12 protein-coding genes are annotated in these 12,658 nt (G+C 39.1%); 2 read left to right on the top strand and 10 right to left on the bottom strand.

Annotated features, from left to right (window positions below; genetic code table 11):
- Positions 1-53: 53 nt before the first annotated feature.
- The 3 genes from J8L70_RS05250 to J8L70_RS05240 form a co-directional block, all read right to left on the bottom strand.
- The gene (locus tag J8L70_RS05250) at positions 54-320 is read right to left on the bottom strand and encodes an ATP-binding domain-containing protein (protein ID WP_211054437.1); all 267 of its coding nucleotides are present in this window, start codon (positions 318-320) and stop codon (positions 54-56) included.
- A 155-nt stretch (positions 321-475) separates the two neighbouring features.
- A complete protein-coding gene (ssb, locus tag J8L70_RS05245; protein ID WP_211054436.1) occupies positions 476-1,180 on the bottom strand; it encodes a single-stranded DNA-binding protein in 705 nt (234 codons plus the stop codon).
- Positions 1,181-1,200: 20 nt separating this feature from the next.
- Positions 1,201-2,568: an MFS transporter gene (locus tag J8L70_RS05240; RefSeq protein WP_211054435.1), complete on the bottom strand. Its 1,368-nt coding sequence runs from the start codon at positions 2,566-2,568 to the stop codon at positions 1,201-1,203.
- Between the two features lie 202 nt (positions 2,569-2,770).
- On the opposite strand from J8L70_RS05240, the gene uvrA reads away from it, so the two are divergent.
- Entirely contained in the window at positions 2,771-5,599 is a 2,829-nt protein-coding gene (gene uvrA, locus J8L70_RS05235) for an excinuclease ABC subunit UvrA (protein WP_211054434.1), read from the top strand.
- A 118-nt stretch (positions 5,600-5,717) separates the two neighbouring features.
- Here the strand turns inward: uvrA and trpS are convergent, their stop codons facing one another.
- From trpS to rpe, 3 genes are read right to left on the bottom strand one after another with little or no spacing between them, the layout of a single operon-like run.
- On the bottom strand, positions 5,718-6,722 hold the full coding sequence (gene trpS, locus J8L70_RS05230; protein ID WP_211054433.1) for a tryptophan--tRNA ligase: 1,005 nt from the start codon (positions 6,720-6,722) through the stop codon (positions 5,718-5,720).
- Positions 6,723-6,756: 34 nt separating this feature from the next.
- Positions 6,757-7,422, bottom strand: coding sequence for a phosphoglycolate phosphatase (locus tag J8L70_RS05225; protein ID WP_211054432.1), 666 nt, complete (start codon positions 7,420-7,422; stop codon positions 6,757-6,759).
- The gene (gene rpe, locus J8L70_RS05220) at positions 7,412-8,104 is read right to left on the bottom strand and encodes a ribulose-phosphate 3-epimerase (RefSeq protein ID WP_211054431.1); all 693 of its coding nucleotides are present in this window, start codon (positions 8,102-8,104) and stop codon (positions 7,412-7,414) included. The genes J8L70_RS05225 and rpe overlap by 11 nt, the downstream gene beginning before the upstream one ends.
- Before the next feature lie 192 nt (positions 8,105-8,296).
- Between rpe and J8L70_RS05215 the strand changes: the two genes are divergently transcribed.
- On the top strand, positions 8,297-8,563 hold the full coding sequence (locus J8L70_RS05215) for a hypothetical protein (protein ID WP_211054430.1): 267 nt from the start codon (positions 8,297-8,299) through the stop codon (positions 8,561-8,563).
- Between the two features lie 81 nt (positions 8,564-8,644).
- On the opposite strand, the gene J8L70_RS05210 is transcribed toward J8L70_RS05215, so the two are convergent.
- From J8L70_RS05210 to aroK, 4 genes are read right to left on the bottom strand one after another with little or no spacing between them, the layout of a single operon-like run.
- Entirely contained in the window at positions 8,645-9,496 is an 852-nt protein-coding gene (locus tag J8L70_RS05210; RefSeq protein WP_211054429.1) for a Dam family site-specific DNA-(adenine-N6)-methyltransferase, read from the bottom strand.
- Positions 9,497-9,549: 53 nt separating this feature from the next.
- Positions 9,550-10,887: an AAA family ATPase gene (locus tag J8L70_RS05205; RefSeq protein ID WP_211054428.1), complete on the bottom strand. Its 1,338-nt coding sequence runs from the start codon at positions 10,885-10,887 to the stop codon at positions 9,550-9,552.
- Positions 10,887-11,957 carry a 3-dehydroquinate synthase gene (aroB, locus tag J8L70_RS05200; protein WP_211054427.1) on the bottom strand — a complete coding sequence of 357 codons (1,071 nt, stop codon included), beginning with the start codon at positions 11,955-11,957 and terminating at the stop codon, positions 10,887-10,889. The genes J8L70_RS05205 and aroB overlap by 1 nt, the downstream gene beginning before the upstream one ends.
- 29 nt (positions 11,958-11,986) lie before the next feature.
- The gene (gene aroK / locus J8L70_RS05195; RefSeq protein WP_004589350.1) at positions 11,987-12,505 is read right to left on the bottom strand and encodes a shikimate kinase AroK; all 519 of its coding nucleotides are present in this window, start codon (positions 12,503-12,505) and stop codon (positions 11,987-11,989) included.
- Between the last annotated feature and the right edge of the window lie 153 nt (positions 12,506-12,658).

Here is a 12,658-nt window from a genome sequence, read left to right as displayed (position 1 = left end):
ATTAAACAAACCTGTTACAAAATTTGCACTTCCAATGAATTTCCCTTTCCAGACTAAATCAGCTCAAATGCTAAATTTACCCTTTCTCTCAGAAAAGTGGCACGATTTAACGCCCTTGAACCCACCTTAATCGCCTTTTCAATTACACTTTCATCGCTCATCACCACAAGCCTTTCACTTGGACGAGTTGATGCGGTGTATAGCAATGTTTGGTCTATCATTTTTTCCGCTTCATTGGGTAACATGATAAAACAATTAGGCCATTGTGAACCTTGTGATTTGTGGATAGTAATGGTATATCCAAGGTGTAGTTTTTCCAATAGCTCAGCAGTCCATTACTAAAAAGCTATTATCTCAGCCTTAATATCTACAATAATTTATGTATGAATCCTAGGCTATTTTTCTAATAAAACTAAAAAAGCCGCTTAGTAGCGGCTTTCTAAATTTTTTATCAACATTTTATTTTTGTCTTTGGTTAAAACGGGATATCGTCATCAAAATCAATGGTTGGTTCCATTGGGTTTGATGCGCCACCTTGTGGTGCACTTTGTGGTTTAGGAGCAAAACCGCCACTTTGAGGTTGTTGCGAACCACCGCCATATTGATTGCTTTGTTGTGGTGCTGCAGCAGGCGCTTGCTGTGGTGCGGCTTGTTGTGGCGCAGCTTGTTGCTGTGGTGCATAATTATTTGGCTGCGCTTGATTGTTATTTTGGTAATTATTGCTTTGCTGCTGGCCTTGATAACCATTATTTTGTTGGTTATTTTGATAATTATTTTGTTGGCTGTTTTGCTGGTTATTTTGATAACCACCACCATTTTGTTGATCACCACCACGTGCACCTAACATTTGCATTTGACCTGTAAAGCCATCAACTACAATTTCGGTTGTGTATTTTTCTTGACCTTGTTGATCGGTCCATTTACGTGTTTGTAATTTACCTTCTACGTATATTTGAGAACCTTTACGGCAGTATTCACCGACAATTTCAGCTAATTTGCCAAAAAATACAACACGGTGCCATTCAGTTTTATCAACCATTTGCCCGGTGTTTTTGTCTTTGTAGCTATCTGATGTTGCTAGGGTAATATTTGCTACGCCATTGCCATTTGGCATGTAACGCACTTCTGGATCTTGCCCTAAATTACCTACTAATATTACTTTGTTCACACCGCGTGCCATGGAACTATCTCCTATAAACGTTAGATTAAACCAGCAACTTTACGTGCTTGGTCTAGGTCGAATTCTTTATCATTAATCTTTAAATAGCTACGATTTTCATCGCGAACTACTGTTGCCTCTAGTACACCTGGTAGGGCTACTAATTGAGAGGCAAGTGTTTGTGCTTGTTGCTCTGAGCTTAATGTGGTCATTAAACTAATTATTTTGCTTTTTGGTGGAATTTGCATTTTCCACGCAATAATAAGCCATATTAACCCAACAAGTGCTGCCGCGGCAAACACCGTTTGCGCACTCATTGTTTGTGCAATATATCCGCCGAGTATTCCCCCAAAAAAAGCCCCTAAAAACTGACTAGATGAGTAACCACCCATAGCAGAGCCTTTTTGATTGGCAGGTGAAATTCGCGATACCAATGCCGGCATGGTCGCTTCTAAAAAATTAAAAGCAACAAAGTATAGCAGCATACAAACGGCAATACCTATTACACTATTTACCCATATAGCCATGGCGAGCATACTTAAAGTGAGTAATAACACCGAGCCTAAGAAAGCCTGCTTTTCTTTTTCTTTTTTAATGGCAATAATCATTATTGGCACCATTAAGAAAAAAGCTAAAAACAACACTGGAATATATAAATGCCAATGATGTTCAGCAATTAATCCATCACTGATAAGTTGACTAGGTAATACAACAAAAATAGTGGTTAATGTTAAATGCAGTAATAACACCCCCAAATTTAAGCGTGCTAATTGTGGATGCCTTATTAATTTTTTAATGTCATTAAAACTGGCGAGAGTATCGCCTTTAGGGGCTTTATTAATGGCACTTGGAACTAAAAAGGTAACAATTAAAATACCACATAAAGCCAATATAGCCGTTAGCCAAAAGACACCACTTACTCCCCATGATGCAGCCACGATAGGCCCTAAAAGCATAGCAAAAGCAAAGCTCATGCCTATACTCATACCTATAACAGCCATTACTTTTGGACGTTGATCGTCTCGGCTTAAATCGCTAGCAAACGCAAGTAGCGCGCTGGCTATAGCTCCCATTCCTTGCAATGCCCTACCCACCGTCACCATTTGAATAGAGTCAGCTAAGGCCGCAATCACTGAGCCTAAAGCAAATACCAATAAGCCACCAACGATCACTTTTTTGCGACCAATTTTATCCGAAAGCCGGCCCATTGGGATTTGTAGCGCAGCTTGTGTTAAGCCATAAGCACCAATAGCAAATCCAATCCATATGGGTGAAAAACCTGTTAGCGATTGACCATAAATAGCCAGCACAGGCATAAGCATAAATAAGCCGAGCATTCTAAATGCAAACACACTCGCTAGCGAAACTGCGGCGCGCTTTTCTCGTGAATTAAGTGAAGATGCAGTCATTTTCTACGTAAACTTTTTATATGTGAAAATTTGAACACGGATTCTACCATAAGCGCGCCAATAGTTAATCGTCAATTGGTAAGGATTTTTCATTGATCAGTAATTAATCTTGTTACGTATTATGCGATACTAAAACATGTTAATCTTTCTAACTCAAAGGCTAACACCCTCTTTTAACAATTTTGGTAATAAACGAGATAGCATGGAAAATATTGAAGTCAGAGGCGCACGTACGCACAACTTAAAAGACATCAGCCTAACCATTCCCCGTGACAAGCTAATTGTGATCACAGGACTATCTGGTTCAGGTAAGTCTTCACTTGCGTTTGATACATTATATGCAGAGGGGCAACGTCGTTATGTTGAATCTCTTTCGGCTTATGCTAGGCAGTTTTTATCGTTGATGGAAAAGCCCGATGTCGATCATATAGAGGGGCTTTCTCCTGCAATCTCGATAGAACAAAAATCAACATCACATAACCCACGCTCTACAGTGGGAACTATTACCGAAATTTACGATTATCTTAGACTTATGTTTGCCCGTGTTGGCGAGCCACGTTGTCCTACACATAATTTACCTCTTGCAGCGCAAACGATCAGCCAAATGGTGGATACTGTTTTAGCGTTGCCAGAGAGTAGTAAATTAATGCTGTTAGCTCCGGTGGTTAAAGCACGTAAAGGCGAGCACGTAAAACTATTGGAGCAATTAGCAAGCCAAGGATATATTCGTGCCCGTATTGATGGCGAGGTATGTGATTTATCTGATCCTCCAACATTAGAGCTTCATAAAAAGCATACTATTGAGGTGGTCGTTGACCGCTTTAAAGTTAAAGATGGTTTGCAACAGCGTTTGGCTGAGTCATTCGAAACAGCCCTAGAGCTTTCTGGTGGTGTAGCCACGGTTGCACATATGGACGATGCCGGTTTTACCGAAATGCTCTTTTCAGCAAACTTTGCTTGCCCAACCTGTGGCTATGCAATGACCGAGTTAGAACCGCGATTATTTTCATTTAATAATCCAGCTGGAGCATGTCAAAGCTGTGATGGTTTAGGTGTTCGCCAATACTTTGATCCAAATCGAGTGGTACAAAACCCAGAGTTAAGCCTTGCCGGTGGTGCCATAAAAGGCTGGGACAAACGCAGCTTTTATTATTTTCAAATGCTACAAGCGGTTGCTGAACATTATAACTTTGAATTAGATGTGCCATTTCAAACACTGTCACCAGAATCACAGAAAATTATTTTAGAAGGCTCAGGCAGTACTAAAATTGCATTTAACTATCGTAACGACCGTGGTGATTTAATTACCCGCAATCATGAATTTGAAGGCGTGTTAAATAACATGAACCGGCGTTATCGCGAAACTGAGTCAAACTCGGTTCGTGAAGAGCTTGCTAAATACCAAACAAGTCAGGCTTGTCCTAGCTGTAAGGGTTCTCGTTTGCGCGAAGAAGCGCGTAATGTATTTATAGGACAAACCACATTACCTACCATTACAAATATGAGTATTGGTGAGGCGATGGCCTTTTTTGAAAATTTATCACTCAGCGGTCAAAAAGCACAAATTGCCGAAAAAATTCTAAAAGAAATTCGTGATCGTTTATCGTTTTTAATTAATGTTGGCCTTAACTATCTGTCTTTAGAGAGAAGCGCAGATACTTTATCTGGTGGTGAAGCACAGCGTATTCGCCTAGCAAGCCAAATTGGTGCTGGTCTTGTTGGTGTGATGTATGTATTAGATGAGCCTTCGATCGGTTTGCACCAACGCGACAACGATCGTTTATTACAAACATTAATTCATCTACGTGATTTAGGTAATACTGTTATTGTTGTAGAGCACGACGAAGATGCTATTCGCGCAGCCGATCACATTATCGATGTAGGCCCTGGTGCGGGAGTGCATGGCGGGCATATTATTGCACAAGGTACACGCGACGAAATTCTCGCAAGCAAAGATTCTGTTACCGGACAGTTTTTATCGGGAGTGCGAAAAATAGACGTACCGCAAGAACGTAATCCAACGGGTAAAAAGTGGTTGGAGCTTTTTGGAGCGACGGGCAATAACTTAAAAAATGTAGATTTAAAAATTCCGTTTGGGTTAATGACATGTATTACTGGTGTGTCGGGGTCGGGTAAATCAACGCTAATTAACGACACCTTGTTTAAACTTGCACATACAGAATTAAATGGAGCAACAACCGCTGAAGCAGCCCCTTATAAATCAATTAGCGGGCTTGATCACTTTGATAAAGTGATTGATATTGACCAAAGCCCTATAGGGCGTACGCCGCGCTCAAACCCTGCTACCTACACCGGTATTTTTACTGGTATTCGTGAGTTATTTGCTGGTACACAAGAAGCACGCTCACGAGGCTATAAAGTTGGCCGCTTTAGTTTTAATGTAAAAGGTGGGCGTTGTGAAGCCTGCCAAGGCGATGGCGTTATAAAAGTAGAAATGCACTTTTTACCTGATGTCTATGTTCCTTGTGATGTATGTAAAGGTGAGCGCTATAATCGCGAAACTCTCGAAGTACAATACAAAGGTAAAAACATTCACCAAGTATTAGAAATGACCGTTGAAGATGCGCACGACTACTTTGATAAAATACCAGCTATTGCGCGCAAACTTAAAACCTTAATGGATGTAGGATTGTCTTATATTCGCTTAGGACAAGCTGCGACAACTCTTTCGGGAGGTGAAGCACAGCGTGTTAAATTGGCAAAAGAGCTTTCTAAACGCGATACAGGTAAAACACTTTATATACTTGATGAGCCTACCACTGGACTCCATTTTGCCGATATTGAACAATTATTAGTGGTCCTGCATCGTCTTCGTGATCATGGTAATACGATTGTCGTTATTGAGCATAATTTAGATGTAGTAAAAACAGCCGATTGGGTAATAGACCTAGGGCCTGAAGGCGGCGCCGGTGGCGGTGAAATTTTAATTGCTGGCACCCCTGAGCAAGTATCCGAATGTGAGCGTTCACATACAGGGCATTACCTAAAACCACTGTTACAACAAAACTAAAAAACGATTAAGCACGGCTTTTAACAACGATTGACCGTGCTTATCAAGCTTAGTTTAAAACAAAAAAATGCCGCTAATTATTAGCGGCATTTTTTTACTATTAAATTAACCTAACTGTTTACGGGCGAGGAATAAAACCAAGTGCATCGTAAACCGATTTTAATGTAGTTTCGGCACGGGCACTGGCTTTTTCTGCGCCTGATTTCATTATGCTATCAAGTAGGTTTTGATCTTCTCTTATGTCTTTAAAACGAGCTTGAATTGGCTCAATCATACTGACAATCGCATCGGCGGTGTCTTTTTTTAGATGGCCATACATTTTATCTTCGTACTCTGGCACTAAATCCTCAACTGAGCGTTTTGTTGCAACACTAAGTAAAGTTAATAAATTAGAGACTCCAGGTTTTTCAGCACGGTCAAAGTAAATACGTGCTTGCTCATCAGAATCTGTAACTGCTTTTTTAAGCTTTTTAACAATCTTTTTTGGTTCATCAAGTAACATGATATAACCATTTGGATTGTCATCTGATTTAGACATTTTTTTAAGCGGATCTTGTAAGCTCATTACACGCGCACCAAGCTCTGGAATGTAAGGCTCAGGAATTTTAAATACATCACCGTATAAGTTGTTAAAACGGGTTGCGATATCGCGAGTTAACTCTAGGTGCTGCTTTTGGTCATCACCAACCGGAACTTGGTCGGCTTGATACAATAAAATATCGGCAGCTTGCAAAACTGGGTACGAAAATAAACCCACATTAACATTGTTGGCATGCTTTGATGACTTATCTTTAAATTGCGTCATGCGGTTAAGCTCACCCATTTGCGCATAACAATTTAATACCCAAGCTAACTGTGCATGTTCTGGTACTTGCGATTGTACAAATAGAGCTGATTTTTCAGGGTCAATACCACATGCCGCGTAAAGCGCAATACCATCTAAAACACGAGAACGGAGCACTTCAGGTTCTTGGCGAACGGTAATGGCATGTAAATCCACCAACATAAAGAAACTCTCGTGGTCTTCCTGTAGCTTTAGCCACTGGTTAATAGCGCCAACGTAGTTGCCTATTGTCATACCACCGGTTGGCTGAATGCCACTTAAAACTACTGGTTTACTCATGATGTTCCTTTATTATTAGTTAAATTAAAAATGCTTAACGCGCTGAAAGAATCGGTATTATATCTAAGAAGTTGTCGCATAGGTACTGCGGATTATAATCAGATAAAGTTTCGCCCTGATTATACCCATAACTGAGTACTGCAACATCTATATTTGCAGCTTGTGCCGCTAATACGTCACTTTTTGAATCCCCTATCATTAATGTTTCGCTAGGTAAAACGTTTAGCTTTTCACAGGCAAATAACAATGGCACTGGTGAAGGTTTTTTAACCATATCATCACCACACACGACAATATCAAAGTGACTACTTAACGCCAATTTTTCTAGCAGTACCTCGGTAAATTGTCGGGCTTTATTGGTAACAATCGCTTTAGGTATTGTGCGAAGTGCTGATAAACCGGTTTCAACATGTTGGAACAAAACACTATTTTCACCAACTTGATCAGCATAATGCTGATAAAATCGTTCTGTAGCACGCTTAACCAAGGCATCATCTAAGTGTTCACTAATTTGCATATCACCACTTAACGCACGCATTACTAACGTTTCAATACCATTGCCTATCCAGCTTTGTACTAACTTTTGGCTAGCAATAGGAAATGCTAGTTCACTAAGGGTTAAATTAACTGAGATGTATAAATCATATACGCTATCAATTAAGGTTCCGTCTAAATCAAATAAGGCGGCATTATACTTCATTGTTTACATCCTTTAACTGATCGCGCATTTGTGTAATAACCTCTGCATAATCAGGTTGATTAAAAATGGCTGAACCTGCAACAAACATATCCGCTCCCGCTTGTGCTGCGGCGGCAATATTATCTACTTTTATGCCCCCATCCACTTCTAAGCGAATATCTCGGCCAGATTCAATAATACGCTGCTTTGTTTGGCGTAATTTTTCTAAAGTGTGGGGTATAAAGCTCTGTCCTCCAAATCCAGGATTAACCGACATAAGTAAAATAACATCTAATTTGTCAATCACATGGTCAAGGTAACTTAAGCTGGTTGCTGGATTAAACACTAATCCGGCTTGGCAGCCATTTTCTTTAATTAGCTCAATGGTGCGATCTATGTGTTCACTTGCTTCTGGATGAAATGAAATAATAGATGCGCCTGCTTTAGCAAACTCTGGAATTAAACTATCTACAGGTTTTACCATTAAATGAACATCGATAGGAGCCGTAATACCATAATCGCGCAGCGCTTTACAGACCATAGGCCCTATCGTTAAATTTGGTACATAATGATTATCCATTACATCAAAATGTACTACGTCTGCTCCGGCTGCTAAAACATTATCAACCTCTTCACCTAGCTTGGCAAAATCAGCGGATAAAATAGAGGGCGCAATTAAATATTTTTGTTCTGGTTTAAACATATTAATTCCAGCAATAATTTATGATTACATAATGTAACCTAATACATTCATTAACCCAATACACAGTAGGTTATAGGTTACTATTTTCTTAATGTGATTGATTTAGTGCTTAGAAATCAGCCTTTAGGATGCTTGTTTTTCATACTGAAGTTACGATATTATTGTATAAGTATTTATTTATAGTGATTTATTATGCGTGCATTTAAAACTGGGATGTTAATTGCTTCTGTATTCGTCGTAGTTGGTGTTGTTTCATTTCTACCTGAAAATAAACCGGCCACTATTGCACAAATCAATTGTGCTCATAACAACGAAGATCACACGCTAGTAAGCACTCAACATAAGTGCCTAAATATCGAGCAAAACAAATCATGGGCTGCTTGGTTAAAAGGCGAGAGCCGCAGCGCACAGTTCCATTATCTCGATTTATTAGAACTACTTTCAACACCGTTTATGTAACCGTTGTAGTTATTCTTTAGTAAACCTTATAAATCCTTACCAAAGCTATTAACACCTCAACATGCGTGCTTTAACAACATGTTATTTATTCATCGTTTGTTTCGGTGCGATATACATAGCCATTAGCTCAGCGACTTTATTTCTTGATCCACCTTTAGGGCTAATAGTTCGCTTCACCTGAATTTGCTCAATACTCGATTGACTATAAATTTTACGTGTCCAGACGGTATCGTGATTTGAAATTAAAACAGGGGTTTTATGCTCAAAAGCTGCTTTTTCAGCAAGGTTTGCTAAGTTGGCTTGATCGTCTAAATTAAAGCCGCCTTTAGCATAAGAAGTAAACGAAGCCGTTTTACTTAAAGGTACATAAGGGGGATCGCAGTAAATCACCGCATTACTTGGCACCATATTAAATACTTCGCCATAACCTAAACAAGTAAAAGTCGCTTGCTGAGCTTTACTAGCAAAGTAGAACATTTCTTTTTCGGGGAAATAAGGTTTTTTATATTTACCAAATGGTACATTAAAAATACCTTTTAGGTTGTAGCGACATAAGCCATTATAACCATGACGGTTCATGTATAAGAATAAAATCGCGCGCTCATATACATCACGGCTTTGATTAAACTGTACACGATAGTCGTAATACGCATCAGCATGGTTATTTAAGTCAACAAAAAGCTTTCTTGCATCACTTATAAACTCATCTGGTGAGCGCTTAAGTTCTTTATAAAGATTAATTAAATCAGCGTTAATATCATTAAGAATATAATGCTTAAAGTTGCTATTTAAAAATACAGAACCAGCCCCAACAAAAGGCTCTACCAAAGTATCGGCGTGTAAACTTGCTTGGTTTAAACGCGCATTAATATCTTCAACAAGACTATACTTTCCGCCAGCCCACTTTAGGAAGGCTCTACTCTTTTGCTGCATGGGCTCTTTACTTCAATCTGATGTTGCGCGATCTTACACTAAAGCCAGCTATTTTACTGATCAACACGTGCAATTTCTTGTTTAATTTTACTGATTGTTTTAAAAAACGGCTTATTTTTTTGTAAATTTACAGGTAATTGAGCTAATCCTTTTTGCGCTTCTGCAATATTATTATAAATACCATAAGTTACAATCCACCACAGCTTATTATTACGACGTGTTTGGTAAACGTGAGACTGATTTTGTAAATTATTGTTGGCAATAAATTGGATACTCACCTTCTCTTGTGTCACAGCTAATAGCTGAATAACAACTGCATTGTCCTGCTGTATGCTAAACCATGTCTTTTCACTTTCGGCTGTGATATCTACAGGAGTATTAACTTCTTTAACAGCGACATCTGGCGTAGCAGGTACATCAGATTCTTGAGCAACACTGTTAACCGTTAAGCTATTTAAAATAGCTGGCACGTCATTGTCTGCCGCTAAAGCAACTGCTGTTTGCGATTCACTATCTTCTATTTCAGTAACAATGTTACTCGTATCTTTAGTGCTATTTTCGCTTGGTAGTAAAACAGCAGGTGACACTTCTGGTTGTGTTATTGTCGTTACATCAAGCGCGGTTTTAACTTCATCACCCTCTTCGATTTGCTCATTTTGCTCTTGCCACCATAAACGCATATCATTTTGATACAGCACACCAATCATTAATAACATAATAATTAATAGCAAAGTAATTAAGTGCACACGCCATGAGACTTTATCTTTACTGACAACTTCAATTTGTTGCTCTTGTGCTTGCCACGCTAACAATAACCCAGGATTACCATTTGCCTCAGCTAAAAAAGTGCTAAATATAGGATCTTCGTCATAGGGGAGTTCTGCAAAGTAACCTTGCATCAACTGTTTACTTTCTTTTAAATTTAACGGCTCTAAATGCATTTCTACTGACTGACTAAACTGCCCCTTTGCTTGTGAAGCCACCATAATGTATAAGGTTGTTGGGCTGTTTTTAGAAAGCGCTTCTAACTCAATGACCATCTCATCTGAAAGCTGTTTAGCCCCATCAATAACCCACAAGTAGGCTGTTGTTGGCTGCTGTGCACTTAACTGATAAAAGTTATCGGCTAAACTTAAATTATGATCAATTAAAGGGGAGCTAAAGCTTTGCTCTAATAAGGATGCCATACATTGCACATCCGTCATTTGAGCCGTTACATTTACAAAAGCTTTATTAAATTCAGGATATTTATCGGTAATAAAGGTTTCTAATAAGTAGCTTTTACCCAAGCCAGATGAACCCAGTAAAACAATTAAGTTTTGCCCGTACTCAAATTGCAATGCAATTCTGTCAACCAGCGCTGCACGACTGGGTAAAATTTTTGCCTGCATTATTGTGCTATTAGTTCTCTAACTTGCTCATCAGATACATCATCAACTAATTCACAACGGCCAAATTGCGTAGGTAAAATAAAACGAATAGTTCCTTTTTTATTCTTTTTATCTTTGCGCATATGCATTAAAAAGTGTTCGCTAGTCATATTACTAGGGATCGTTGTTGGCAACGAATAATCAGCAATTAACTGTGTGATACGTTGCACTTGTGTACGTGATAAATCATTACGGCGATGCGCAAGTTCACTGGCTAATACCATCCCCGTTGCAACGGCTTCGCCATGAAGCCACACCCCGTAGCCCATTTGAGCTTCAATTGCATGAGCAAAAGTATGGCCTAAATTTAATAAGGCACGTAAACCATGCTCTTTCTCATCTTGAGCTACAATTAATGCTTTAATTTCACAACAACGAAAAATAATATGTTGCAAAGCATCTTCACTCAGTGATTGTAGCTCTTTGATATTTTTCTCTAAGTAAGAAAATAACTCAGTGTCGTAAATAAGCCCATACTTAATAACTTCAGCCATACCCGCTGCAAATTCACGCTCAGGTAACGTGTGCAATGATAAGGTATCAATAAAAACTGCTTGAGGCTGATAAAACGCCCCAATCATATTTTTACCTAGTGGGTGATTTACTGCCGTTTTACCACCTACAGACGAGTCAACTTGCGACAATAATGTCGTTGGAATTTGAATAAATGGCACACCACGTTGATAACACGCAGCAACAAACCCCGTTAAGTCACCAATGACACCACCGCCAAGAGCAATTAAGCAAGTATCTCGCCCACAGTTATTCTCAAGTAAAAAAGCCGATATTTTCTCAAACCAAGTGAGTGATTTATATTGCTCACCGTCTGGAATAATAAATGATAGCGGGTTTAAATCGCTTAACGAATCCAATAGCCCCTGCAAATAAAGAGGAGCAACGGTTTCATTAGAAATGATAACAGGCCGAGAATCACCAATATGGTGAATTAAACGGCCTTTGTCTTGTAAAACAGATTTACCAATAAAAATAGGATAACTTCGCTCGTCCAAATTAACAGTTAATTCAAGCATGCTGGTTATTCCTTTTTTATTATTGGTTTTTAAAAATCTAATTTCTCAATGATTTGATTTGCAACAACTTTAGCGCTTTGCTCATCAGTGCGTACCACAAAGTCTGCAACTTCTTTATAAAGCGGCTCACGTTCTTCTGCTAAACGCTCTAGAACATTACGAGGTGCTTCTTCGGTTTGCAATAATGGACGACGCTTGTCGCGTTGTGTGCGTGCTACTTGTTTTTCAATCGGTGTCTCTAAGTATACAACAATACCTCGAGCAGAAAGCTTGTTTCTAACTTCTTTACTCATTACTGAACCACCACCTGTTGCAAGTACAATACCTTGCATTTCGGTTAAATCGCCAATAACAGATTCTTCACGAAGTCTAAAGCCTTCTTCACCTTCAAGGTCAAACACCCAGGCAATATCTGCACCGGTACGACGTTCGATCTCTTGATCAGAATCAACAAATTCAAGGTGTAATTGATCAGCAATGTGACGACCAATTGTGCTTTTGCCAGCCCCCATAGGGCCAACTAGAAATATATTACGTTTTTCAGCCATATCTTTTAGTACAAACGAACTCTAAAATTTGAAAATAAAACCCCGCCTAACGACCTGGCCCCAAAATTAAGGAGGGGATTATCTCAGTAATTGGTAAGGTATTTCAAGTCAATTAATATAAAAAGCCAATAATCGAGCAATTAATCTAGTTTA

The sequence above is a fragment of the Pseudoalteromonas sp. MMG010 genome (assembly GCF_018100905.1).
Taxonomy (GTDB): Bacteria; Pseudomonadota; Gammaproteobacteria; order Enterobacterales; family Alteromonadaceae; genus Pseudoalteromonas.
The sequence above is the reverse complement of the archived record's forward strand: the minus strand, read 5'-3'. Positions and strand labels throughout refer to the sequence as shown.